The following is a 24672-nucleotide window of genomic DNA, read 5'->3' as shown; positions in this document are numbered from 1 at the left end:
CTCGTCATCCATTCCTCGTGTGGCGCGCATCCTCGCGCCCGTCTCAGCCTACGCCTGTCGTTCAGAGCAGAGCAGTGATCGCGGAGCCGATCTCCGCCGTGCTGCGCGCCCCCGTGCGGGACGCGATGTCGGACTCCACGGCGGCACTCACGCGAGCGGCCTCCGCGCCGAGCCCGAGGTGGTCGAGCAGCAGCGCCACCGAGAGGATCGCCGCCGTGGGGTCGGCCTTCTGCTGGCCGGCGATGTCGGGGGCGGATCCGTGGACCGGCTCGAACATCGACGGGAACGCGCCATCGGGGTTGATGTTGCCCGAGGCGGCCAGTCCGATGCCTCCGGTGACCGCGCCGGCGAGGTCGGTGAGGATGTCGCCGAACAGGTTGTCGGTGACGATCACGTCGAAGCGCGCGGGGTCGGTCACGAGGAAGATCGTCGCTGCGTCGACGTGCAGGTAGTCGACCGTCACCTGGGGATGCTCCGCAGCGACCTCGTTCACGACACGCTGCCAGATGGCACCGGCGTGCACGAGCACGTTGGTCTTGTGAACGAGTGTGACCTTCTTGCCGCGCCGCTCGGCGAGGTCGAAGGCGTACCTCACGACGCGCTCGACGCCGAACGCCGTGTTCACCGAGGTCTCGTTGGCGACCTCCTGAGGGGTGCCCTTGCGGATCGCGCCCCCGTTGCCGACGTACGGACCCTCGGTGCCCTCACGCACGACGACGAAGTCGATGGCGCCCGGATTCGCGAGCGGTCCCGGAGCACCCGCGAACAGCTTCGACGGGCGCAGGTTCACGTAGTGGTCGAGCGTGAAACGCAGCTTCAGGAGCAGCCCGCGCTCGATGTTCGCATCCTTGAGCCGGGGGTCGCCCGGCGTGCCGCCGACGGCACCCAGCAGGATCGCGTCGTGAGCCGCGATCGCCTGCAGGTCGTCGTCCGTCAGCGTGTCGCCGGTCTCGAGGAAACGAGCGGCGCCGAGCGAGAAGCGGGTCTTGCCGAACGTCACTCCGCTGGAGGCGGTGACCGCATCAAGGACCTTCTCCGCCTCGGCGACGACCTCTGGGCCGATTCCGTCACCGGGGATGACGGCCAGCTTCACGACACGCGACATGACACTCCTTGCATCGGGATGAACCGGCCAGCGCTCGGGCGGATGCCGAGCGGGCCGGTTCTCCCAGCGTACTGGTCAGTGCGCGGGGGCCTTGCGCAGTGTGACGGCCGCGATCACTCCGGCGAGAACGACCAGCCCTGCGCCGATCAGCGAGGTGACCATGACGCCCGAGCCGAATGCCGCGGATGCCGCGTCCCACAGCGCGTCTCCGAGCTGCTCGGGAAGCTCCTGCGCGGCGGTGTAGGCGCCCGCGAGGGTCTCGGTCGCCGCATGCGCGGCCTCGGCAGGGATGCCCTCCGGGACCACGAGCGCGCCCCGATAGAACGCGGTGATGAGGCCACCGAGCACTGCCGTGCCGAGCACCGCACCGAGTTCGTACGCCGTCTCGGACACTGCGCTCGCGGCTCCGGCCTTCTCAGCCGGCGCGCTCGAGAGGATGAGCTCGTTCGAGATCGTCTCGGCACCGCCGATGCCGATCCCGAGCACCACGAACGCGATGACGAGGGGCGCGATGCCGTGATCGGACGTCGTGAACGCCACGAGCAGATAGCCGGCGACCGAGAAGACGAGTCCCACCGGCACCAGGATGTGGGGTGGCACCCTGCGGGAGATCGGCACCACGGAGAGTCCGGCCACGATCATCGCGAGCATGCCGGGCACGAGTGCCGCGCCCGCCATCATCGGCGAGAGGCCGAGCACGAGCTGCAGGTGCTGCGAGACGAAGTAGAGGAACCCCACGAGCGCGACCACGCTGAGGAGGTTGACCAGGATCGCCCCCGAGAACGAGCCCCGGCGGAAGAGGCCCATGTCGAGCATGGGCACTTCAGCGGTGAGCTGGCGACGCACGAAGAGATAGCCCATGGCGACGCCGAGCAGCGCCCAGGCTCCGGCGGTGAGACTCGGCCCGTCGACGGCGAGCGACTTGATCGCATAGACGACGGGGATCATCGCGGCCATCGAGAGCACGATGCTGACGATGTCGATGCGTCCCGGATTCGGATCGCGACTCTCGGGCACGAGCAGCGGCGCCGCGATCAGCAGCGGGATGAGCACGGGGACGGCGATCAGGAACACCGAGCCCCAGTCGAAGTGCTCGAGCAGGAACCCGCCCACGATCGGACCGAGCGCCGAACCTGCGGAGAAGGCCGACGCCCACACCGCGATCGCGAGGCGACGCTGATCGCGGTTCTGGAAGATCGAACGCAGGAGCGACAGCGTCGACGGCATGAGCATCGCGCCGAACAAGCCGAGCAGCGCGCGTGCGGCGATCAGCAGACCGGCGGTCGGGGCGAAGGCGGCGAGAGCCGACACGGCCGCGAAGCCGGACGCGCCGATCAGCAGCATCCGGCGACGTCCGAAGCGGTCGCCGAGGGTTCCCATGGTCACCAGGAGTCCCGCGAGCACGAGCGGGTACACGTCGATGATCCACAGCTGCTCCGCCCCGGTGGGCGCGAGCGCGATGGATATCTCGGGGAGCGCGAAGCTCAGCACCGTGTTGTCCACCGACACCAGGAGCACCGGCAGCATGAGGACGACGAGCGCCGCCCAGCCACGGGCTCCGACGCGGGGAGCATCCGTCTCTGTCGTCGGGATCGACGCAGTACGGGTCATGGAACACCTCTCAGGATCACGACGGCATCGTAACTAAACCGTCCAGCTGGTATAGTAACAGAATCGTCATCTGTCGGCGTTACGGTGATGAGAGACGAACAGAGGAACCCCGATGCCCCGACCTCCCCTGGCCCGCGAGCGCGTGCTCGACGCGTTCGAGTCGATCGTCATCAATGACGGCGAGCGAGCGGCGACGCTCGACGCGACGGCGAAAGCCGCCGGCGTCTCGAAGGGCGGGCTGCTCTACCATTTCGGTTCGAAAGAGGACCTGGCTGCGGGACTCCTCGATCGTCTCGACGCACTCACCACGGCAGACCTCGAGCGCATGGCCGCGGCAGACGAGGGCCCGGTGGCGTACTACGTGCGCACGTCCGTCATGGAGGACGACGCCTTGGATCGCGCGCTCATCGCCGCATCGCGTCTGGCACAGGGCGGCTCTCTGCCGGCGGGCGAGGCGCTGCGCACAGTGCGGCGCCGCTGGGAGGACATGATCCGTCCGCACGTGCGCGATCGGGCGAGCCTCAACCTCGTGATGCTGCTCAGCGACGGGCTCTACTTCAACAACTCACTCGACGTGAACGGCGAAGAGCACCTCGTCCCCCATCGCGCCGAGCTCGACGATCTGATCGCCCTCGTGCTCCGCACGACGGCTCCCTGAGACGCGCGAGAGACAGAGCGGGAGGGACGGCCGCTCGGCCGCCCCTCCCGCTCTCTTCGTGCGTCTGGATCAGATGTCGGTGATCTCGATCTGACGGAACAGGTCGGCGTCGATCTCGGTGCGCAGGTCCTCGAGCAGGTCGTCGGACACCGGCGAGTCCAGCGTCAGCACGCTGAGCGCCTGGTCACCGGCGCCGAGCCGCGAGATCTGCATGCCGGCGATGTTGATGCCTGCCTCGCCGAACTTCTGGCCGTAGACCGCGACGATGCCGGGGCGGTCGGTGTAGAGCATCACGACGTGGTGCTTCTCGATCGGCAGCTCGAGCGCGTGGTCGTTGATGGCGACCAGCTTCTCTGCCTGCTTCGGACCGGTGAGGGTGCCCGACACCGAGAGCTGCGAGCCGTCGGAGAGAGCGCCGCTCAGAGTGATGACATTGCGGTACTCGTCGCTCACGTCGTCCTTGAGAAGGCGAACCGCGATGCCCCGCTGGTCGGCGAGCAGCGGCGCGTTGACGTACGAGACCGTCTCGCTGACGATGTTCGTGAAGACGCCCTTGAGCGCCGCGAGCTTCAGCACGCTGACGTCGTAGTCGTTCAGCTCGCCGTGGACCTCGACGTCGAGGCTCGTGAGAGGCGACGTCGCGAGGGCGGCGAAGATCTGACCGAGCTTTTCGACGAGCGAGATTCCGGGGCGCACGTAGGGGTCGATGACTCCCCCGGCGACGTTGACCGCGTCGGGGACGAGGTCGCCGCCGAGCGCGAGGCGCACGGAGCGCGCGACCGAGACACCGGCCTTCTCCTGCGCCTCCTCGGTGCTGGCACCGAGGTGCGGGGTCACGACGACGTTGGGGAGGTCGAGCAGCGGACGAGCGGTTCCGCCCTCGGCGGGCGGCTCGGAGGTGAAGACGTCGAGTCCTGCACCGGCGATCTCGCCGGCGACGAGCGCGGCGTGAAGCGCTTCCTCATCGATGAGGCCACCGCGGGCGACGTTCACGACGAAGGCGGTCGGCTTCATGGCCTTGAACTGCTCGGCGCCGATCATGCCGGTCGTCTCGGGCGTCTTGGGCATGTGGATCGTGAGGAAGTCGGCCTCGGCGACGAGCTCGTCGAGCGAGAGGAGCTGCACACCGAGCTGCTGCGCACGAGCCGAGGTGACGTAGGGATCGTACGCGACGACGCGCATGTCGAACGCGGCGAGGCGGGCGGCGACGAGAGCGCCGATGCGACCGAGGCCGACGATGCCGACGGTCTTCTCGAAGAGTTCCGCGCCCGTGAACGAGCTGCGCTTCCACTGGCCGGCGGCGAGGGAGGCATGGGCCGCGGGGATGCGACGGGCGAGGCTGAGGATGTGTCCGACCGTGAGCTCGGCGGCCGAGATGATGTTCGACGTCGGAGCGTTGACGACCATGACGCCGGCCGCGGTGGCCGCCTTGATGTCGACGTTGTCGAGTCCGACGCCCGCGCGGGCGACGACCTTCAGCTTCGGCGCGTGCGTCAGCGCCTCTTCGTCGATGTGCGTCGCCGAGCGGATCAGCACCGCATCGGCCTCTGCGAGCGAGGCGAAGAGCGCCTCGCGGTCAGTGCCGTCGACGTTGCGGACGTCGAAGTCGGGGCCGAGGGCCTCGATCGTGGCGGGAGAGAGAACTTCGGCGATGAGCACGACGGGCTTCGGCACAGGGATCCTTCGGGGCAGCGCGACAGGGGGCCGATGCGCCGCACACCATGGGGGCGCGATCACCTCAACTGTACCCGAGCGCTCCTGCTGCTCCGTGCCGTGTGACGCCGTGGATCAGACCACGGCCGTCACGAGATCCGACATGTTGAGGATGCTGTATCCGATCAGGCTCAACCAGAACACCGCCACGATGCCGAGGCCGGCCAGCAGCACCAGCGCGAGCTCGCCGGCGCGACGGCGTCGTCCGATCGCATACGCGAAGACGAACACGATGGCGGGGAAGACGACGCCGAAGAGCAGCGTCACCCATCCGATCCCCGTGAGGCCGTTCTGCGCCATCGAGATCACATGCGCGACGGCATTCCAGATGGCGTAGGCGTAGAAGAGACCTGCGAGGCCGAGAACGACCGCGCTCAGCCACCGAGGAGAACCTGAGGCTGCGGGAGAAGCCGACTGCGTCCCGGTCATGATCCGATCACCCCCACCGTCACGAAGGGCCATGGCACGAGAAGAACCACTCCGAGCAGGAGCAGCCCGATGCGGATCCAGGCCGCCTTGGCCCGGGTGAGCACCCACACCGCGAGGAACCACAGAGCGGGTGCCGCCACCGCGAGCACGAACCACGGCACGTACATGGCATCGGCCACGATCAGATTGGCGAGCGGCTTGAGCCGAAGGCCGCCGACGACCCAGCCGATGCTGTACAGCAGATAGACGCCGCCGACGATCCCGAGTGTCAGGAGCATCGCCGTGCTCAGATGCGCCGGTTCCTGCTCATCGGGCATCGTGACCGTGCCGTCGGCATCGACGTGCCCGACGGCCTCGCTGCCCCGGCCGACGGCGTTCCACCCGTCCGGCAGGGCTGCGTCGTCGGAGGCGTCGCCATGAGGCACGGACGCCTCTCTGTCAGAGCCCTTCGGTGCGGGCGTCTTCGGCGCGACGCCGTCGTCACCGTCCCAGGTCAGGGCGTCGTCGGAATCGTAAGTCATGTCCTCAGCGTAGGACACGTCGTCCACTATGCTCGGGGGCATCTGGGCCACCGGGGCCCTTTCCGGAAGGAAGATCGTGGCCGAGCAGAACAAGAGCGCCGACCAGAGCCCCTCTGGCGGTTCCGTCGACGAACCCGCGGCCGGGTGGAAGCCGACGGCCGCAGCCAAGTCCAAGGCCACCATGTTCCGCTGGATCGCCGCCGTGCTGTGGGCGCTCGCGATCATCGGCGAGGGCGTCTCGATCTTCTGGCTCCTGCGCCAGCGCGAGTACGTCGGCGAGGACGGAGCGCTCGTCCGCGATCCGGACACCGGCCTGCTCGAAGACCGCGGCGTCACCGTGGTGTTCCCGCAGTGGGCGTTCGTCACCCTCCTCGTGCTGCTCGTGGTGATCGCAGCCCTTGCCATCACCGGTTCGATCCTGTGGAAGAAGGCGAACCGTCTCGATCCCGCCCGCAGGTCCGAGACTGTGCGCTTCTTCGTGCAGAACCAGCTCGGCGCGATCATCGCGATCGTCGCGTTCCTGCCCCTGGTGATCCTCATCTTCCTCAACAAGGACATGAGCAAGGGCCAGAAGACCACCGCCGGGATCGTCGGAGTGGTCCTCGCTCTGCTCGCCACGGTGATCGGAGTGGACTTCAACCCGCCCTCCGTCGAGAAGTACACCGCCGACCAGTCGGCCGTGATCCAGCTCCTCGGCAAGGACGAGGTCGTGTGGGTCGACGGCGGCGCGGTCTACCACGTCTGCGAAGACGTGTCGGACATCCAGACGGGCAGCGAGAAGCGCATCGGCACCACGGCAGAAGCCGTGGAGGCAGGCAAATCCCGCCTCACGCTGAAGTTCGCGTCCGAGCTTCGCGCCTGCGGGCTCGCCGTGCCGCTCAACGCGGACGACATCGAGGCGGCACTGCGTGAGATCCAGGGCGGCCAGGTCGATACCGTGCTGCCCGCACCGGTGTGGGCGAACGGTGACGACGCTCCCGCTGTGGTGGAGGATGCTCCCGCCGCGGAGTGATCTCCCTCGGCACGAACGAAGGGCCCGGTGCGGATCGCACCGGGCCCTTCGTTCATACGTCAGATCAGCGTCAGCGCGCAGCGCTGCCGTCGACGTAGTCCTCGTCCTGCTGCTTCCATGCGAAGAGCGAGCGCAGCTCCTTGCCGGTGGCCTCGATGGGGTGCGTCTCCTCCTTGGCCCGCAGCGCGAGGAACTCCTCGCCGCCGTTGTCCTGGTCGTCGATGAAGCGCTTCGCGAACGCACCGCTCTGGATGTCGGCGAGGATCGCCTTCATCGACTCCTTGACCTCGGGGGTCACGACGCGGGGGCCCGACACGTAGTCGCCGTACTCGGCGGTGTCGGAGACCGACCAGCGCTGCTTCGCGATGCCGCCCTCCCACATCAGGTCGACGATGAGCTTCAGCTCGTGCAGCACCTCGAAATAGGCGATCTGCGGCTGGTAGCCAGCCTCGGTGAGCGTCTCGAAGCCGGCCTGGACGAGGTGGCTGACGCCACCGCACAGAACGGCCTGCTCACCGAACAGGTCGGTCTCGGTCTCCTCGGTGAAGGTCGTCTTGATGACGCCGGCGCGGGTGCCGCCGATGGCCTTGGCGTACGACAGCGCGGTCGCCCAGGCGTTGCCCGACGCGTCGCGTTCGACGGCGATGATGTCGGGGATGCCGCGACCGGCGACGAACTCGCGACGCACGGTGTGGCCCGGTGCCTTGGGTGCGACGAGGATGACGTCGACGCCCTCGGGAGCGTCGATGTAGCCGAAGCGGATGTTGAAGCCGTGCGCGAAGGCGAGCGTCTTGCCCTCGGTGAGGTTCGGGGCGATCGACTCGCTGTAGATCGTGCGCTGGTGCTGGTCCGGCGCCAGGATCATGATGAGGTCGGCCCACTGAGTCGCCTCAGCGACGGTCTTGACCGCGAATCCGGCTTCCTCCGCCTTCGGCGCCGACTTCGAGCCCTCCTTGAGCGCGATCGCGACCTCGACACCGGAGTCGCGAAGGTTCTGCGCGTGCGCGTGACCCTGCGAGCCGTAGCCGACGATGGCGACCTTCTTGCCCTGGATGATCGACAGATCGGCGTCTGCGTCGTAGAAGATCTCGGTGCTCACTGGTTTTCTCCTTGATTGGTGTTCGTGTACGTGTATGAAATCTGGTCAGCCGCGCAGGACGCGCTCGGTGATGCTCTTGCCGCCGCGGCCGATGGCGAGGAGACCCGACTGCGCGATCTCCTTGATGCCGAACGGCTCGAGAGCGCGGAGCATGGCGTCGACCTTGCCCCGATCACCGGTGACCTCGATCACCAGCGCGTCGGACGCATAGTCCACGACCGAGGCGCGGAACAGGTTGGCGACCTCGATGACGTTCGACCGGTTCGCGTTGTCGGTGCGGACCTTGACGAGCATGTGCTCGCGCTGCACCGAGGTCGGGAAGTCGAGCTCCACGATCTTGATGACGTTGATCAGCTTGTTGAGCTGCTTGGTCACCTGTTCGAGAGGCAGGTCCTCGAGGTCGACGACGACGGTGATGCGCGAGATGCCCGGCACCTCGGTCACGCCCACCGCGAGCGAGTCGATGTTGAAACCGCGACGCGCGAACAGACCTGCGACGCGGGTCAGCAGACCGGGGGTGTTCTCCACAAGGAGGCTCAGCACGTGAGTCGACATGGTCAGTCCTCCTCGTCGAATGCGGGCGCGTGCTCGCGGGCGTACTGGACGTAGCTGTTGCTCACGCCCTGGGGAACCATCGGCCACACCATGGAGTCGGCGCTGACGACGAAGTCGATGACGACGGGGCGGTCGTTGGTCTCGAGAGCGAGCTTGATCGCCGCGTCCACCTCCTCCTCCTTCTCGACGCGGATCGCGAGGCAGCCGTAGGCCTCGGCGAGCTTCACGAAGTCAGGGATGCGCACAGTGCCGTGACCGGTGTTCAGGTCGGTGTTCGAGTGGCGGCCGTCGTAGAAGAGCGTCTGCCACTGGCGGACCATGCCCAGCGACGAGTTGTTGATGATCGCGACCTTGATCGGGATGTTGTTGATCGTGCAGGTCGCGAGCTCCTGATTGGTCATCTGGAAGCATCCGTCGCCGTCGATCGCCCACACCACGCGGTCGGGCTCGGCGACCTTGGCGCCCATGGCAGCGGGGACGGAGTAGCCCATCGTGCCCGCTCCCCCGGAGTTCAGCCAGGCGTTGGGTCGCTCGTACTTGATGAACTGCGCAGCCCACATCTGGTGCTGTCCGACTCCGGCGGCGTAGATGCCCTCCGGGCCGGTCAGCTCACCGATCCGCTGGATCACGTACTGCGGCGCGAGGAGCCCGTCGGTCGTCGGCGCGTATCCGAGGGGGAACTCGGTACGCAGGCCGTCGAGGTACGACCACCACTCCTCCGTGTCGGGAGTCGTCGTGTTGACGGCCGAGCGGAACGCGGATTCGAGGTCGACCAGCACGTCGCGGACGTCCCCGACGATCGGCACATCGGCCGTGCGGATCTTCGAGATCTCCGCCGGGTCGATGTCGACGTGCACGACCTTGGCGTTCGGCGCGAAGAGCGCAGCCTTGCCGGTCACACGGTCGTCGAACCTCGCGCCGAGCGACACGATCAGGTCGGCCTCCTGCAGCGCAAGCACCGCAGGGACGGTGCCGTGCATGCCCGGCATGCCCAGGTGCTGCTGGTGCGAGTCGGGGAACGCGCCGCGAGCCATGAGCGTCGTCACGACCGGTGCGTTCGTCGTCTCGGCCAGGGCGAGCAGCTCGGCCGACGCACGACCACGGATCACACCGCCACCGACGTAGAGCACCGGCTTCTTGGCCTCGGCCAGAAGGGCGGCTGCCGCATGGATCTGCTTGCCATGGGCCTTCGTCACGGGGCGGTACCCCGGCAGATCGTACTTGGGCGGCCAGACGAACGGCGCCATGGCCTGCTGTGCATCCTTGGTGATGTCGACGAGCACCGGACCGGGGCGGCCTGTTGATGCGATCTCGTACGCCGCCGCGATGGCGCCGGGGATCTCGGATGCGTCCTTCACGAGGAACGAGTGCTTCGTCACCGGCATCGTGATTCCCACGATGTCGGCCTCCTGGAACGCGTCGGTGCCCATGAGCGTCGAGAACACCTGGCCGGTGATCGCGAGCAGCGGCACCGAGTCCATGTAGGCGTCAGCGATCGCGGTCACGAGGTTGGTCGCACCGGGGCCAGAGGTCGCGATGCAGACACCGACCTTGCCCGACGACGATGCGTAGCCCTCGGCGGCGTGGCCCGCTCCCTGCTCGTGCCGCACCAGGATGTGCCGAAGGTCGGCCGCATCCATGAGCGGGTCGTAGACGGGGAGGATCGCGCCGCCGGGGAGGCCGAAGACATCCCTGACGCCGAGGAGCTCGAGCGTGCGGACGACAGCCTCTGCTCCGGAGATCTCCGGTGCGGCGGATTTGGGTGCGGGCGGCCTCGGCACAGCCGAGACGGTGTCAGCAGTCATGACACTCCTTCTGATGGTCTGTAGGCGACGTCGGAGGCTGGATGCCGGATTCGACGCGGATCAGCCGGTCGTCGCGCCCTCGGCGGCTGACCGCACGAGACGCGAGTACTTGGCAAGAACGCCACGGGTATAGCGCGGGGGTAGCGGCTCCCAGCCAGAGCGGCGGGAGGCGAGCTCCGCCTCGTCGACGAGTAGGTCGAGAGAGCGAGCTGCGATATCGACCCGTATCAGATCACCATCGCGCACGAAGGCGATGGGACCTGCGTCCACCGCTTCGGGTGCTATGTGGCCGATGCACAGGCCGGTTGTGCCGCCTGAGAATCGTCCGTCAGTCAAGAGTAGTACATCTTTTCCGAGCCCCGCGCCCTTGATAGCCGCGGTGATGGCCAGCATCTCGCGCATACCGGGTCCGCCCTTCGGACCCTCGTAGCGGATCACGATGACGGTGCCCGCCTCGATCTCGCCGTTGGCCACGGCGTCCATGGCCGCACGCTCGCGCTCGAACACGCGGGCGGGGCCCTCGAACACGGCGGCGTCGAAGCCGGCCGTCTTCACGACCGCACCCTCGGGCGCGAGCGAGCCGTGCAGGATCGTCAGGCCGCCGGTCGCGTGGATCGGGTTGTCGAACGTGTGGATGACCTCGCCGTCGATCGGCTGCGGGTCGAGATCCGCGAGGTTCTCGGCGAGCGTCTTGCCCGTCACGGTGAGCGCGTCGCCGTGCAGCAGCCCCTCGTCGAGCATCGCCTTCATGATCACGGGGATGCCGCCGTGGCGGTCGACGTCGTTCATGACGTACTTGCCGAACGGCTTCATGTCCGCCACGTGCGGCACCTTGTCGCCGATGCGGTTGAAGTCGTGCAGGCTCAGCTCGACATCGGCCTCTCGCGCGATGGCGAGCAGGTGCAGCACGACGTTGGTCGAACCGCCGAGGGCCATCGCGAGCGCGATGGCATTCTCGAACGCCTCCTTGGTGAGGATGTCGCGGGTCGTGATGCCCTGACGGAGCAGGTTCACGACGGCCTCGCCGGAGCGGTGCGCGAAGTAGTCGCGGCGGCGATCCGCGGCGGGCGGGGCGGCCGAACCGGGAAGGCTCAGGCCGAGGGCCTCGGCCACCGACGCCATGGTGTTGGCCGTGTACATACCTCCACAGGCACCTTCACCCGGGGCGATCGCGCATTCGATGCGCTTGAGGTCCTCTTCGCTCATGAGACCGGCGCGGCACGCGCCGACGGCCTCGAACGAGTCGATGATCGTGACGTCCTTCTCGGTGCCGTCGGAGAGCTTGACCCATCCGGGGGCGATCGAGCCGGCGTAGAGGAAGACGCTGGAGAGGTCGAGTCGGGCGCTGGCCATGAGCATGCCGGGGATCGACTTGTCGCAGCCGGCGAGCAGCACCGAGCCGTCGAGCCGCTCGGCCATCATCACGGTCTCGACCGAGTCGGCGATGACCTCGCGGGACACCAGCGAGAAGTGCATGCCCTCGTGGCCCATCGAGATGCCGTCGGACACCGAGATCGTGCCGAACTGCAGCGGGTAGCCACCACCCGAATGCACGCCCTCTTTCGCCCCCTGCGCGAGACGGTCGAGGCTCAGGTTGCAGGGCGTGATCTCGTTCCAGCTGGACGCGATGCCGATCTGGGGCTTGTCCCAGTCGGCGTCGCCCATGCCGACGGCACGGAGCATGCCTCGGGAGGTCGTCGCCTCGATGCCGTCTGTGACGACGCGGCTGCGGGGCTTGATGTCGATGGGCGCGCTGGTGGAGGGATCATGCGAGGACATGACGGAAGTCTATTCCCGCCGAGAGGTGCGCTCGTCCGCGAGCGCCTCCAGAAGCAGCGCGATCTGTTGTGGGTTCTCCACACGAAGCTCGGCGGCGCTCTCCCCCGGGCCCACACGCACGCCCAGATCATCGCCGGTGAGCACCCGCATCGCGTCCTCGTCCGTGACGTCGTCACCGGCGAAGAGGATCGCGGTCGCATCGAAATGCTCGCGAAGGGCGGCCATCGCGGCGTCCTTCCCCTCGTTCCGAGAGGAGAACTCCAGGACTCGGTGTCCTGCGCGTCGCCGCCAGTGGGGGAAGCGCTCCGCCACCAGCGCGTCGATCTCGGCGAACACCGCCTTCTCGACCTCGGGAGTGGCCGTACGCGTGTGCACGCCCATCCCGAAGGTCTTCGGTTCGAGCTCGGCACCCTCGTAGCGATCGATGATCGGTCGTGCCGCCTCCCACAGCTCCTCACGGGAGCCCTCGGCGGACTCGGCACCGTCGGTCGAGGCATCGCCGACACCCGGGTACCAGTACTGGGCACCGTGCGAACCGGCCAGAGCGATCAGCGAATCATCCGTGTGCTCGGTGATGACTCTCAGGTCATGCATGCTGCGCCCCGACACGTAGGCGACCACCGTGTCCGGCAGAGCTGCGAGCCGCGTGACCTGCGTCGCGACCTCGGGCAGCGCCCTGGCCGCCATCGGGTCGGGGATGAGCGGAGACGCCGTGCCGTCGAAGTCCAGTGCGACGACCAGCCTGGGCGTCGCGGCGATGGCGCTCAGCGCCGGGTCTGCTTCTCCGGGGGTCCAGCTACGGGTCACAGGGTCTCCAATCGAGGCGGTGTCCTCCCAGTATGACCCGGCGGATCAGCGTCGGCGGACCTCCGCGAGCGCGCGGAGGAATGACGACGACCAGGCGTTCACATCGTTCTCCAGCACACGGCGCCGCAGTGACCGCATCCGCTTGCCCTGCTCAGCCGGCGTCATGGAGACCGCCGTCATGATCGCGTCCTTCAACCCGGCGATGTCGTGCGGGTTGACCCGCACCGCCTGTCGCAGCTCATCGGCGGCTCCCGTGAACTCGCTGAGCACGAGCACACCGCGGTTGTCGGCTCGGGTCGCCACGTACTCCTTCGCCACGAGGTTCATGCCGTCGCGCAGGGCGGTCACGAGCATGACGTCGGCGGCGAGGTACAGCGCGACCATCTCCTCGCGCGGATAGCCCTGGTGCAGATACCGGATCGCCGTGTGACCCATCGTGTCGTGGTCGCCGTTGATGCGCCCGACCGCGAGCTCGATCTCGTCCCGCAGGTGCACGTAGGCATCGACGCGCTCGCGACTCGGACTCGCGACCTGCACGAAGGTGACGTCGTCGACGCTCAGCTGGCCGTCTTCGAGCAGCTCGCCATACGCCTTGATGCGGTGTCTGATGCCCTTGGTGTAATCGAGCCGGTCGACGCCGAGAAGGATCTTCTTGGGATTGCCGAGGCTCGCTCTGATCTCGGCCGCCCGTGCCCGCACCTCGGGGCGGGCAGCGAGCTCGAGATACGGAGCCGTGTCGATGGAGATCGGGAACGCCCGGGCGACCGCGGTGCGGGTGCGTCCGTCGTCCGTCGGGATCGCCACTGCTGATCCCTTGACCTCATAGCGCAGGCGACGGCGCACCGCCGTCAGGAAGTACGTGGCGTCCTGCGCGCGCTGGAATCCGATGACGTCGGCGCCGAGCAGACCCTTCAGCACCTGATCACGCCAGGGCAGCTGGGCGTAGAGACCGTGCGCCGGGAACGGGATGTGATGGAAATAGCCGATCGTGACGTCGGGTCTCAGCTCCCGGATCATCTGCGGCACCAGCTGCAGCTGGTAGTCGTGCACCCAGACCGTGCCGTCGGGCGCGACGACATCGGCGGCGGCCTCTGCGAACCGGCGGTTGACCTTGACGTACGCCTCCCACCACTCGCGGTGATACTGCGGCGGCGCGATCACGTCGTGGTACAGCGGCCAGATCGTGTCGTTGGCGAAGCCCTCGTAGTAGTCGGCGACCTCTTCGGCACTGAGCGGCACGGGAATCAGGTCGATGCCGTTGATCTCGAATCGGTCCAGCTCGAGGTCGGCCTGTCCCGGCCACCCGACCCAGGCCCCCCGCGCGCTGCGCATCATCGGCTCGAGGGCGGCGACCAGACCGCCCGGGGAGGTCCGCCACTCCTCGTCTCCGTCAGGACCCACGACCCGGTCGACGGGAAGTCGGTTGGCGACGACGACGAAATCTGCGACTGACATGTGTGGATGCTCCTGACGATGCAGTGGGGGTGCTCCTCAGGCTACAGAAGCTCAGACCGAGGCTACGCGAGGTCGAGTGGCACTGAGGGGCCAATTGACAAGGGCGGCCGTGAACGCTACGCCGGCGGCGATGATCGGCAGGACGAGGGCGCTTCCTGTGCCCACGTTCTCGGCGAGCTCCCCTGCCACCGCCGCGCCGAGGGACTGACCGACGACGATGCCCGAACCGAGCATCGTCATCACCGTGGCCGAGCGTCCGAGCGGGCCGCGCGCGGCGCCGAAGCTGTACTGGGTCACCAGGGTCGGTCCGATTCCGATTCCCATGATCGCCAGTGCGACCATCATCATCGCTGGCGAGTCGACGAGCAGCAGCAGCAGGCTGCCTCCGAGCAGGATGCCCGAGAACAGCAGCCAGCGCGCCCGCAGCGAGAACCGCACCGGAAGCCAGGCGACACCGAGGGCGAGGATCGCCGAGCCGACGCCCATGACGCCGTAGAGGAGTCCCGCCTGCTCGGGGGCGCCTCGATCGGCCATGAAAGACGTGAGCGCCGTGAGCATCGTGCCGAAGAACATCCCCACACCGAGGATTCCGACGACGACGATCAGCAGATGCGGGCTGAAGAGCTCCGACACCTTGGACGGGGCCCTGCCGTCCTCATCTCGGTGCACGGACACGGCGCGCGCACTCGGATGCAGGGCGAATGCGCCGACGAACACCACCGTGAGCACGGCCGCTCCGATCAGCGGTGCCCAGGGAGCGAGCGCCGACGCGAGGATGCCGACGATGAAAGGGCCGAACACGAACACGGTCTCATCGGCGGCGGACTCGTACGCCATGGTGCCCGAGACGGTGCGGGTGCGGAGCGCCTCCGGCATCCGGTCGGCGATCATCGTGACGAGCCTCGATCGAGACATGGGGGCGACCTGCGGGGCTGTCGCACCGATGCCGAAGGCGGCGATCAGCACCAGGGCATCCGCTCCGCCGGTGTAGACGACGAGGGTGAAGATGACCAGCATCGCTCCGTTGGCGATCGCCAGGATGAGCAGCACCGTGCGCTGGCCGAAGCGATCAGCCGCGGCGCCCAGCAGAGGCCCGAAGCACGCCGTGCCCAGGCCGACCGCTGCGGAGGTGAGTCCGCCGAGCGAGAGCGAGCCGCGCGCCGAGACGACGACGGTGAGGACTCCGACGACCATCATCGCGAACGGCAGTCGGGCGATGAACGCGATGATGAAGTACGGCAGGCCCGCGATGCGGAGCAGTCCTGGTGCATCCGGCGTGGGCGTGGGGGCGTGGTGCTGAGGCGTGGGTGTTGCGTGTGTCATGGGCTCTCGCGCGTCCGCGGACGCGGGGTCGGGTGCCGCCGCTGTCCGCCGGAAAGCCGGCGGCCGGTAGATACACGGATTGCGGCCGCGGGCGAGCCGCGACTCCCCCATTGTACCGCGCGGGTCAGAACCGTCTCTGGGTGCGCTCGGTCGACGAGTCTTCGACCTGACAGAATTCGCGCCGAATTGTCAAGGCTGAGCGCCGTGAGGCGGTCGGAAGGTAGCGTGAAGGCATGAACTACCTCTCGGGAACCGGACTCCTTGGCGCGATCATGACGGGAACCACCCTGCTCCGCGGCTCCCGCGACACGCAGCTCACGTGGCGATCTGCGCTCGCGTGGGTGAGCTGGGGCATCAGCCTGGCCCTCGCGATCGGCGCGGTCGTCGACACCCGGCGGGCGAAGCAGGGACGCCCCGTCTCGCCGGACTCGCCCGTCTACGCGAAGCAGCAGCGGGAGCACGAGAAGCAGGCCAAGAAGGAATCGAAGGGCATCAAGCCCCTCAAGCGCTGACTTCTCAGCGTGTGAGGATCAGCGCCTCACCCTGACCACCGCCGCCGCACAGCCCGACGGCAGCGGTGCCCGAACCGCGGCGCGCGAGCTCATGAGCGACGTGGACGACGAGCCGCGTGCCGGATGCTCCGATCGGATGGCCGATCGCGATGCCGCCGCCGTGGATGTTGACGACGTCGCTGCTCAGACCGAGCTCGACCTGCGATCGTGCGACCACGGCTCCGAACGCCTCGTTGATCTCGACGACATCCAGATCCGCCGCTGCGACCCCCTGCTTCTCACAGGCCCGCTCGATCGCGCGGGCGGGCTGGGCCTGCAAGGAGTTGTCCGGGCCCGCAGTCTGACCACTCGCTCCGACGGTGACGAGCACCGGCCATCCCTTGGCCTCCGCGGTGCCGCGAGTGGTGACGACGACCGCCGAGGCCCCGTCGGAGATCTGAGACGAGTTGCCCGCCGTGATCGAGCCGCCGTCGGCGAACGCCGCCCGAAGACCTGCGAGCGACTCGACGGTGGTGTCGGGTCTGATCCCCTCGTCGGCGGTGACGAGCACCGGCTCTCCGCGACGCTGTGGCACCGCCACCGGCACGATCTCGTCGTCGAACACCGCGGCCGCCTGCGCCGCCGCGGCGCGCTGGTGCGACAGTGCGGCGACCTGGTCCTGCGCGTCCCTCGTCAGGTCGTAGCGGGCGTTGTGGCGTTCCGTCGACGCGCCCATGCTCTCTTTGTCGTAGGCGTCTGTGAGGCCGTCGTAAGCCATATGGTCGAGCACCTCGACGCTGCCGTACGTCCACCCGTCGCGCGAACCCATGAGCAGGTGCGGAGCGCTGGTCATCGATTCCATCCCGGCCGCGACGACGACCTTCGCGTCGCCCGTGCGGATCATCCGAGACGCGTCGATGATCGCGGTGAGGCCGGACAGGCAGACCTTGTTCACGGAGTGAGCCGGAACGTCCCAGCCGATGCCGGCGCCGATCGCCGCCTGTCGAGCGGCGTTCTGGCCGGACCCGGCCGCCAGGACCTGGCCCACGATCACGGCCTCGACGTCCGAGGGATCGATGGATCCCTGTTCGAGCGCGCCTCTGATCGCGAACGCACCGAGCTGCGGGGCGGTGAAGCTCGCCAGCTGGCCTTTGAGCCGCCCCTGCGGGGTGCGCGCGGCGGCGACGATGACGACGTCCTGGTCTTTCGGGTGGTCGTGGGCGCTCATCTCAGCCCCTCCGTTCTCTGGGTTCATCGGTCGAGCATCTCTGCGGGAATGGCGAGCGGCGGCTCGGTCGAGTCGACGACCTGTTCCACTGTCACGCCCGGTGCGAGCTCGACCAGGGCGAGACCATCGGGTGTGACGTCGATGACCGCCAGGTCGGTGATGATCCTGTCGACCACGCCGCGTCCGGTGAGGGGAAGCGAGCAGTCGTGCACGATCTTCGCCGATCCGTCTCTCGCGACATGCTCCATCAGGACGATGACGCGCGCGGCGCCATGCACGAGGTCCATCGCGCCACCCGGGCCCTTCACCATCTTTCCAGGGATCATCCAGTTCGCGAGGTCTCCCGTCGCGGACACCTGCATGGCGCCGAGGATCGCGGCGTCGATCTTTCCGCCTCGGATCATGCCGAAGCTCGTCGCCGAATCGAAGAACGCCGCACCGGCGAGCACCGTGACCGTCTCCTTGCCCGCATTGATCAGATCAGGGTCCACCGCATCCTCCGACGGGTACGGCCCGACCCCGAGGATGCCGTTCTCGGACTGCAGCACGACGGTCACGCCGTCCGGCACGTGGTTGGGCACGAGCGTCGGCAGCCCGATCCCGAGGTTGACGTACGACCCGTCCCGCAGCTCGGCGGCAGCGCGTGCTGCCATCTCATCGCGCGTGAGTGCCATGTCAGACTCCTTCCGCAGCGACGGTGCGTCGCTCGATGCGCTTCGGGATGTCAGTGCCGACCTCGACGACGCGATGCACGAAGACACCGGGCAGATGGATGCGGTCCGGGTCCAGCTCGCCCGGTTCCACGAGCTGCTCGACCTGCGCGATGCAGACTCGTCCGGCCATCGCCGCGAGCGGATTGAAGTTGCGGGCCGCCTTGTTGAAGATCAGATTGCCGTGCCTGTCCCCCGCCAGCGCGTGCACCAGTGCGAAGTCGGTGGTGATGGCCTCCTCGAGCACGTAGTCACGTGGCCCTGCCGGCGTGTCGAAGGTGCGCACATCCTTGGGCGGGGACCCCACCGCAACGCTGCCGTCGGGGTTGTAGCGCCGAGGAAGCCCGCCCTCGGCGACCTGCGTGCCGACACCGGTCTGCGTGAAGAACGCCGCGATCCCCGATCCTCCCGCACGAAGCTTCTCGGCCAGCGTTCCCTGCGGCGTCAGCTCGAGTTCGAGCTCGCCCGAGAGGAACTGCCGCTCGAACTCCTTGTTCTCGCCGACGTACGAGGACGTCATCTTGCGGATGCGTCCGGCAGCGAGCAGGATGCCGAGACCCCAGTCGTCGACTCCGCAGTTGTTGCTGACGACACTGAGTCCTGCCGTGCCCTGAGCGAGCAGCGCCTCGATCAGTGCGATCGGGTTGCCGGAGAGTCCGAAACCTCCGACGGCGAGGGAAGCACCGTCTCCGATGTCTGCGACCGCCTCCGCGGCATTCGCCCACTGCTTGTCGATCACGCATTCTCCTTCGAAAGACGTACCTGTTCAGCATCCGCCTCTCCGGCCCCGGAAGATAGGCGGCTCTTGCGATGTGGACGCATCAGGGCCTAGCGTCCACATTATGGAATCCGCCGTCGTCGTTCCGGGAACGCAAGCGATCGCCCGCGCCGCGAAGCTCCTCCGACTGGTCACCTCCAGCGGGCATGACGGCGCGTCGCTGCACGACCTCGCACGAGCCGCTGAGCTGTCTCGCTCCACCGCCCATCGGCTCCTGTCCGCGCTGCGCGCGGAAGGCCTGGTCGACCGTGATGAGTCCACTGCTCGCTGGATGCCGGGCCCGGAGCTGTTCCTCATGGGATCGGTCGCGGCCGCACGCTACGACGTGACTGCCCTCGCTCGGGACATCGTTCGATCACTCGCGGTCAAGACGGAGGAGAGCGCCTTCCTCTCCGTGCGCAGGGCAGACGAGACGGTATGCCTGCTCCGCGAGGAAGGGTCCTTCCCGATCCGGTCGTTCGTGCTGAGCGAGGGCGTCCGGTTCCCTCTCGGCGTGGCAAGCGCCGGCCTCGCCATCCTGGCCTTCCTGCCTGACCACGATGTGGACGCCTATCTCGAACGACATCCCGATCTGGAGACGGCGTGGGGCCGCTCACACGGCGCTCGCCCCCTGCGTACACGCCTCGCGGAGACGAAGGAGCGGGGCTACGCGGTGAACCCCGGGCTCATCGTCGAGGGCAGCTGGGGCATCGGTGCAGCGGTCTTCGATCGGTCGGGGCGGCCTGAATGGGCCCTCAGCCTGACCGGCGTCGGGTTCCGCTTCGGACCCGATCGGATCGGCGACCTCGGCAGGACGCTCCTCGCCCACGCGCACCAGCTCTCCGCGCGGATCGCCGGGGCACGGCGCTGACCTGACCCGATCTGACCTGACCTGACCTGACCTCAGTACATACCAACGGGTATATACTCGGTGGTATGAATCGTCAGGATGTCATTCCCTCACTCGTGCTCTCGGGGTACGCGCTGGGCCGCATCGCCGCACAGGACGCCGGCAACGACGCACCTGCCGCACAGTGGCGGGTGTTGAGCCTGCTCGAGCAGGCGGGGCCGAAGAGAGTCGGAGAGCTCGCGGCCGCGGCGCGCACGACCCAACCCGGGATGACCCGGCTGATAGGGAATCTGGAGCGCGAGGGACTCGTGCTCCGCTCCCCCGACGCCGAGGACTCGCGCGCGATCGCCGTCGCCATCACCGACCCAGGCTCCCGAGCGCTGCAGGCATGGCGCGAAGAGTTCCGCGACACTCTCGCTCCGCGCTTCGCCGACCTCGACGCCGACGAATGGGACGTCCTGACCCGCGCTGCCGAGATCCTTGCAGCGCACACCACCACAGAGTCGACAGGAGCTACAGAGTGAACACCCCCGCCACCTCAGTGTGGAAGCAGCCAGCCCAGGTGTGGGCCGTCGCATTCGCGTGCGTCGTCGCCTTCATGGGCATCGGACTGGTCGACCCGATCCTCCCGGCGATCGCAGAATCGCTCCAGGCGAGCCCGGTCCAGACCGAGCTGCTGTTTACGAGCTACCTCGCGGTGACCGGACTGGCCATGCTCGTCACCAGCTGGATCTCGAGCCGCATCGGCGCGAAGAAGACACTGCTGATCGGACTGGCGCTGATCGTCGTGTTCGCTCTCTTCTGCGCGCTCAGCGGCAGTGTCGACGCGATCATCGGCTTCCGCGCGGGGTGGGGTCTCGGCAACGCCCTGTTCATCTCCACCGCACTGGCGACGATCGTCGGATCAGCGACCGGAGGCAGCTCCGCGGCCATCATCCTGTATGAGGCGGCTCTCGGCCTCGGCATCGCGATCGGCCCGCTCCTGGGCGGCCTCCTCGGCGAGCAGAGCTGGCGTGCACCGTTCTTCGGCGTCGTGGTGCTGATGGCGATCGCGTTCCTCGCGGTCCTCGTCCTTCTGCGCGGCCCCGCTGAGAAGCGCACACCGGTGCCGTTCTCGGCGCCTTTCAAGGCTCTCGGCAACCCCGCCCTCGCCGTGCTCGCCACGGCGGCGTTCTTCTACAACATCGGATTCTTCATCCTGCTCGCGTTCTCGCCCTTCCCACTCGGCTTCGGAGCGATGGGGATCGGCTTCACCTTCTTCGGATGGGGCATCGCACTCGCAGTCACGAGCGTGTGGGTCGCACCGCTGCTCATGCGCCGGATGTCGCGCACCCGTGTGATCCTCACGGTTCTCCCGCTTCTCGCCGTCGATCTGATCGTCGCCGGGTTCCTGGTGGAGTCGTCCACGGCACTCGTCGTCTGCATCGTCGTCGGCGGACTGCTGCTCGGAGTGATGAACACCGTGCTCACCGAGGCTGTCATGGAGGCGACGGACCTGCCCCGATCGGTGGCCTCCTCGGCGTACTCCTCGGTGCGATTCCTCGGCGGAGCGATCGCTCCGCCGCTCGCGGCAGCCCTGTGGCACGCGTTCGACGCGACGGTCCCCTATCTCGTCGCAGCCGCCGCAGTGCTGGTCGCCGCGCTGACGATCTTCCTCGGACGCAGGATCCTCGCGCACATCGACGACGAGCCGGATGACGCCGCCGTCGAAGACGCCGAAGCGATCCTGCTGGGCGACGCCGCGTGAGACTCGAGCCTGCTGCGTTCGATACCGTGGGGTCATGAACGACCTCCCCGAGCGCAGCAGGCTCGTGCAGCAGCACCTCGTCGACGCCGGTGTCGCGGCAGAGATCCGCATCCTGCCGGATTCCGCGCGGACTGCCCCCGAGGCTGCCGCCGCGATCGGATGCGATGTCTCCGCGATCGCGAACAGTCTCGTATTCGTCGCCGACGGGACGCCGGTTCTCGTGATGACGAGCGGCGGTCACCGGGTCGACCTCGACGTCCTGGCGCGCAGCACCGGCGCGGCCACTATCGCGATGGCACCGGCATCCGTCGTGCGCGAGGCCACGGGCCAGGCGATCGGCGGAGTCGCCCCGGTCGGGCATCCGACGCGGCTGCGCACCTACATCGACGAGGATCTTCGCGAGCACGGAGAGATCTGGGCCGCAGCCGGGCACCCGCATACGGTGATGCCGCTGACCTTCGAGACCCTTCAGCACCTCACCGACGGAGACGTCATAGCGGTCGACTGAGCGACCACTACTTCACGGTCACCGTGATCTCGGCGGTCTGCTGATCGTCTGCGTCTTCGGGAACCGCCCCGCGGAACTCGTATTCGAACTGGATCACCGTCGTGCCGTCGCCGACCGGTGCGAACCGATACGAGACCTCGCTCGGAGCACCGGTCTCGCCGTCCTGGCCGAGGTAGCGGGATCGCTCATCGCCAGGCCCGAGCACGGCCGGGTCTGGCTCGCGAGTGATCACCCACGCATCGCCGACTGTCGGATTGATCTCACCGAAGTCGACCACGAGGGCTTCTCCGGGCTCGAGCGTGACCGATGAGGTCGTGTAGGCGACCGTCTTCTCGGCCGCAGAACAGCCCGTCAGTCCCAGACCGAGAGATGCTGCGACCGCCACGACGGCGCAGGCCTTCACCAGTCTGCCCATGGCCATCCCCCTAGCGTTTGCATCACGCTAGCGCACCGCGCGCCGGATTCCCGGCATCTCCGTGGGTGCAGAAAAGCCCCGATGACTGGCGAGAGTCATCGAGGCTGATCCGTGCACCCCCTCGGACTTGAACCGAGAACCCACTGATTAAGAGTCAGTTGCTCTGCCGATTGAGCTAGAGGTGCGTGGCCCGGGAATTCCCCGGCCGAGGAATTACATTACCAGCGGATCGCCGCCGGACGAAATCGAGCCGGGTCGGCCGCGTCCGCCGCGCGTGTCGCCTCATGTCAAGCCCTCTCAGACTCCCTTGTTCAGGCGGTTATCCTGGATTCGTGACCGCCTCCCCCCGCGTCGACGACTTCTCTCGCGACCTCGCACTCGCCCTCCGACTCGCCGATGCCGCCGACGCGCAATCCCTCCCCCGGTTCGACAGTCCCGACCTCGAGGTCTCGACCAAGGCCGACAACTCGCATGTCACAGACGCCGACCTCGCGACCGAGCGGGCGATCCGCTCGCTCCTGGCGACCGAGCGGCCCGACGACGGCATCTTCGGCGAGGAGTTCGGCGCCGAGGGCAGCACCCACCGGCAGTGGATCATCGACCCGATCGACGGCACCGCCAACTTCCTCCGCGGAGTGCCGCTGTGGGGCACCATGATCGCCCTCGCGGTCGACGGAATCCCGCAGGTCGGCGTCGTCAGCATGCCTGCCATCGGACGCCGCTGGTGGGCCGCTGCGGGTTCAGGAGCGTGGACCGCCACGAACGCCGAGCCGCGCCGCATCCGAGCGTCCGCCGTGTCGTCTCTCGACGACGCCAGCGTCAGCTTCCAGAGCATCGCCCAGTGGGCTGAGTCCGGGCACATCGACCAGCTGCTGAGGCTCGCCGATCGCGTGTGGCGCGATCGTGCGTACGGTGACATCTACGCATACATGCTCCTCGCCGAGGGGCGAATCGACATGGTCGCAGAGTTCGGCGTCAAGGAGTACGACGTCGCCGCCGCTGTGCCGATCGTGCGGGAGGCCGGCGGTCGGATGACCGGGTTCGACGGTGCGGAGACGATCTCGGATCTCTCGACACTCGCCACCAACGGCATCCTCCACGAGGCCTTCCTCGATCTCCTGCACGACTGACCCCCGATGAAGGCTCGCGCGATGAACCGCTTCACCTCCGCCGCACTGGGCGCTCTGCTGCTCGCTGTCGCGCTCACCTCCTGTGCCGGGACGCCGGAGGGATCCGCCTCGCCCACTCCGGACGCGCCGAAACCCTCCCCCTCAGCCACAGCCGAGCCCGTGGCGTCTCCGACCCCCACATCCGCGGCGGAGCCCACCTGCGACACGATCGTGTCCGCCGGCACGGTGAAGGTGCTCACCGATCAGGGGTGGACGTTCGAGGAGAAGGAATTCGTGGTCGGCGGCGTGACGCTCGCCGATGGCCTCCTCTGCTTCTGGGCCGACTACAGCGTCGCCTCCGACCATGGCCAGCTCTACGGATGGTCGACGATCAGCGCAGAGGATGCCGCCTCCGCGCAGTCCTCCCTGCTGGCAGAAGGCTGGACCCGAGAAGACGGCCCCGACGGCATCTACATCACCGAGAACCCGCAGTTCGCCATGGGCACCGACGAAGACGGATACGGCATGACCTATCTGTTCGGCGACGGATGGGTCAAGTTCGCGGATACCCGCCAGGGTCTGATCCTGATCGAATGGGCCGGCTGACGGCACTCCAGTCCACCCGTTTCGGTGCGCTCATCGCACCGGCGCGTCGATCACCTCGTCCACCAGGAGAATGCCGCCGGTGGAGTTCACCGACTGCATGAGATCGTCGATCCAGCGTGGGTTCAGCTGCGGCTGCTCCGGCTCGTCGAAGGTGAAGCGCAGCGGGATCGACGGGTGGATCCAGATGGTGGACCGCCCGCCGGGCTCTCCCTCGGGGTGGCGCCACGACAGCGTGAAGCTCTCCTGTCGGCGGAGCTTGGTCGCGATGACGATCTTCAGATGCGCGAGTGCTCGATCCTCGATGTGGATCGGAACGTCGGACGCGCCATAGAACAGCGTTGCCATGCCAACCAGAATACTGATCGGACGGCGATTGGTG

26 protein-coding genes and 1 tRNA gene are annotated in these 24672 nt (G+C 67.8%); 9 read left to right on the top strand and 18 right to left on the bottom strand.

Translation table 11 applies throughout. From position 1 onward, the window contains the following. Positions 1-61: 61 nt before the first annotated feature. Positions 62-1105 carry a 3-isopropylmalate dehydrogenase gene (locus MRBLMI13_RS02465; protein ID WP_367820717.1) on the bottom strand — a complete coding sequence of 348 codons (1044 nt, stop codon included), beginning with the start codon at positions 1103-1105 and terminating at the stop codon, positions 62-64. Between the two features lie 75 nt (positions 1106-1180). Further along, positions 1181-2716: an MFS transporter gene (locus MRBLMI13_RS02460; protein ID WP_367820719.1), complete on the bottom strand. Its 1536-nt coding sequence runs from the start codon at positions 2714-2716 to the stop codon at positions 1181-1183. A gap of 112 nt (positions 2717-2828) precedes the next feature. Here MRBLMI13_RS02460 and MRBLMI13_RS02455 point away from each other — a divergent pair, with 112 nt between their 5' ends. Further along, complete coding sequence (locus MRBLMI13_RS02455) at positions 2829-3374, top strand: TetR/AcrR family transcriptional regulator (protein ID WP_309688042.1); 546 nt, start codon at positions 2829-2831, stop codon at positions 3372-3374. A gap of 69 nt (positions 3375-3443) precedes the next feature. Here MRBLMI13_RS02455 and serA read toward each other — a convergent pair whose 3' ends face one another. The 3 genes from serA to MRBLMI13_RS02440 form a co-directional block, all read right to left on the bottom strand. Next, positions 3444-5048: a phosphoglycerate dehydrogenase gene (serA, locus tag MRBLMI13_RS02450; protein ID WP_367820721.1), complete on the bottom strand. Its 1605-nt coding sequence runs from the start codon at positions 5046-5048 to the stop codon at positions 3444-3446. A gap of 114 nt (positions 5049-5162) precedes the next feature. Next, entirely contained in the window at positions 5163-5516 is a 354-nt protein-coding gene (locus MRBLMI13_RS02445; RefSeq protein WP_042541735.1) for a hypothetical protein, read from the bottom strand. Next, the gene (locus tag MRBLMI13_RS02440) at positions 5513-6037 is read right to left on the bottom strand and encodes a hypothetical protein (RefSeq protein ID WP_367820723.1); all 525 of its coding nucleotides are present in this window, start codon (positions 6035-6037) and stop codon (positions 5513-5515) included. The genes MRBLMI13_RS02445 and MRBLMI13_RS02440 overlap by 4 nt, the downstream gene beginning before the upstream one ends. Before the next feature lie 76 nt (positions 6038-6113). Here MRBLMI13_RS02440 and MRBLMI13_RS02435 point away from each other — a divergent pair, with 76 nt between their 5' ends. Beyond that, the gene (locus MRBLMI13_RS02435; RefSeq protein WP_367820725.1) at positions 6114-7049 is read left to right on the top strand and encodes a hypothetical protein; all 936 of its coding nucleotides are present in this window, start codon (positions 6114-6116) and stop codon (positions 7047-7049) included. Positions 7050-7119: 70 nt separating this feature from the next. Here MRBLMI13_RS02435 and ilvC read toward each other — a convergent pair whose 3' ends face one another. From ilvC to MRBLMI13_RS02400, 7 genes are read right to left on the bottom strand one after another with little or no spacing between them, the layout of a single operon-like run. After that, the gene (gene ilvC / locus MRBLMI13_RS02430; protein WP_042541742.1) at positions 7120-8148 is read right to left on the bottom strand and encodes a ketol-acid reductoisomerase; all 1029 of its coding nucleotides are present in this window, start codon (positions 8146-8148) and stop codon (positions 7120-7122) included. Positions 8149-8193: 45 nt separating this feature from the next. Further along, entirely contained in the window at positions 8194-8703 is a 510-nt protein-coding gene (ilvN, locus tag MRBLMI13_RS02425) for an acetolactate synthase small subunit (RefSeq protein WP_042541743.1), read from the bottom strand. 2 nt (positions 8704-8705) lie between these two features. After that, entirely contained in the window at positions 8706-10508 is a 1803-nt protein-coding gene (locus MRBLMI13_RS02420) for an acetolactate synthase large subunit (protein ID WP_042541744.1), read from the bottom strand. 60 nt (positions 10509-10568) lie between these two features. Beyond that, positions 10569-12287: a dihydroxy-acid dehydratase gene (gene ilvD, locus MRBLMI13_RS02415; protein ID WP_042541745.1), complete on the bottom strand. Its 1719-nt coding sequence runs from the start codon at positions 12285-12287 to the stop codon at positions 10569-10571. Between the two features lie 9 nt (positions 12288-12296). After that, positions 12297-13094, bottom strand: coding sequence for a trehalose-phosphatase (otsB, locus tag MRBLMI13_RS02410; protein WP_367820729.1), 798 nt, complete (start codon positions 13092-13094; stop codon positions 12297-12299). Positions 13095-13139: 45 nt separating this feature from the next. Further along, entirely contained in the window at positions 13140-14549 is a 1410-nt protein-coding gene (locus tag MRBLMI13_RS02405; RefSeq protein WP_042541747.1) for an alpha,alpha-trehalose-phosphate synthase (UDP-forming), read from the bottom strand. Positions 14550-14600: 51 nt separating this feature from the next. Next, complete coding sequence (locus MRBLMI13_RS02400) at positions 14601-15872, bottom strand: MFS transporter (protein ID WP_367820732.1); 1272 nt, start codon at positions 15870-15872, stop codon at positions 14601-14603. Between the two features lie 233 nt (positions 15873-16105). Here MRBLMI13_RS02400 and MRBLMI13_RS02395 point away from each other — a divergent pair, with 233 nt between their 5' ends. Next, positions 16106-16384 carry a hypothetical protein gene (locus MRBLMI13_RS02395; RefSeq protein ID WP_042541749.1) on the top strand — a complete coding sequence of 93 codons (279 nt, stop codon included), beginning with the start codon at positions 16106-16108 and terminating at the stop codon, positions 16382-16384. Between the two features lie 4 nt (positions 16385-16388). Here MRBLMI13_RS02395 and MRBLMI13_RS02390 read toward each other — a convergent pair whose 3' ends face one another. From MRBLMI13_RS02390 to MRBLMI13_RS02380, 3 genes are read right to left on the bottom strand one after another with little or no spacing between them, the layout of a single operon-like run. Then, entirely contained in the window at positions 16389-17591 is a 1203-nt protein-coding gene (locus MRBLMI13_RS02390; RefSeq protein ID WP_367820734.1) for an acetyl-CoA C-acetyltransferase, read from the bottom strand. Between the two features lie 23 nt (positions 17592-17614). Further along, on the bottom strand, positions 17615-18265 hold the full coding sequence (locus MRBLMI13_RS02385) for a 3-oxoacid CoA-transferase subunit B (RefSeq protein ID WP_194286025.1): 651 nt from the start codon (positions 18263-18265) through the stop codon (positions 17615-17617). Between the two features lies 1 nt (position 18266). Then, positions 18267-19040: a CoA transferase subunit A gene (locus MRBLMI13_RS02380; protein WP_042541751.1), complete on the bottom strand. Its 774-nt coding sequence runs from the start codon at positions 19038-19040 to the stop codon at positions 18267-18269. Positions 19041-19143: 103 nt separating this feature from the next. On the opposite strand from MRBLMI13_RS02380, the gene MRBLMI13_RS02375 reads away from it, so the two are divergent. The 4 genes from MRBLMI13_RS02375 (at position 19144) to MRBLMI13_RS02360 (ending at position 22163) form a co-directional block, all read left to right on the top strand. Continuing rightward, positions 19144-19929, top strand: coding sequence for an IclR family transcriptional regulator (locus MRBLMI13_RS02375; RefSeq protein ID WP_309687985.1), 786 nt, complete (start codon positions 19144-19146; stop codon positions 19927-19929). Positions 19930-19994: 65 nt separating this feature from the next. After that, positions 19995-20432, top strand: coding sequence for a MarR family winged helix-turn-helix transcriptional regulator (locus MRBLMI13_RS02370; protein WP_367820737.1), 438 nt, complete (start codon positions 19995-19997; stop codon positions 20430-20432). Further along, on the top strand, positions 20429-21655 hold the full coding sequence (locus MRBLMI13_RS02365) for an MFS transporter (protein ID WP_367820739.1): 1227 nt from the start codon (positions 20429-20431) through the stop codon (positions 21653-21655). The genes MRBLMI13_RS02370 and MRBLMI13_RS02365 overlap by 4 nt, the downstream gene beginning before the upstream one ends. 34 nt (positions 21656-21689) lie before the next feature. Then, positions 21690-22163 (top strand): YbaK/EbsC family protein, encoded by a 474-nt coding sequence (locus MRBLMI13_RS02360; RefSeq protein ID WP_042541755.1) that lies wholly within the window; start codon positions 21690-21692, stop codon positions 22161-22163. Positions 22164-22170: 7 nt separating this feature from the next. Here MRBLMI13_RS02360 and MRBLMI13_RS02355 read toward each other — a convergent pair whose 3' ends face one another. Next, on the bottom strand, positions 22171-22584 hold the full coding sequence (locus MRBLMI13_RS02355; RefSeq protein WP_153302166.1) for a hypothetical protein: 414 nt from the start codon (positions 22582-22584) through the stop codon (positions 22171-22173). Positions 22585-22690: 106 nt separating this feature from the next. Then, positions 22691-22763 (bottom strand) — tRNA-Lys (locus tag MRBLMI13_RS02350). A 147-nt stretch (positions 22764-22910) separates the two neighbouring features. On the opposite strand from MRBLMI13_RS02350, the gene hisN reads away from it, so the two are divergent. Together hisN and MRBLMI13_RS02340 are read left to right on the top strand one after the other, a co-directional pair. Next, positions 22911-23708 (top strand): histidinol-phosphatase, encoded by a 798-nt coding sequence (gene hisN / locus MRBLMI13_RS02345; RefSeq protein ID WP_367820742.1) that lies wholly within the window; start codon positions 22911-22913, stop codon positions 23706-23708. Between the two features lie 21 nt (positions 23709-23729). After that, the gene (locus tag MRBLMI13_RS02340; protein ID WP_309687968.1) at positions 23730-24293 is read left to right on the top strand and encodes a hypothetical protein; all 564 of its coding nucleotides are present in this window, start codon (positions 23730-23732) and stop codon (positions 24291-24293) included. Between the two features lie 30 nt (positions 24294-24323). On the opposite strand, the gene MRBLMI13_RS02335 is transcribed toward MRBLMI13_RS02340, so the two are convergent. Then, a complete protein-coding gene (locus MRBLMI13_RS02335; RefSeq protein ID WP_056376632.1) occupies positions 24324-24638 on the bottom strand; it encodes a hypothetical protein in 315 nt (104 codons plus the stop codon). Positions 24639-24672 lie beyond the last annotated feature (34 nt).

Origin of the sequence: Microbacterium sp. LMI13-1-1.1, assembly GCF_040815625.1 — a bacterium.
Classification (GTDB): Bacteria; Actinomycetota; Actinomycetes; order Actinomycetales; family Microbacteriaceae; genus Microbacterium; species Microbacterium forte.
The sequence above is the reverse complement of the archived record's forward strand: the minus strand, read 5'-3'. Positions and strand labels throughout refer to the sequence as shown.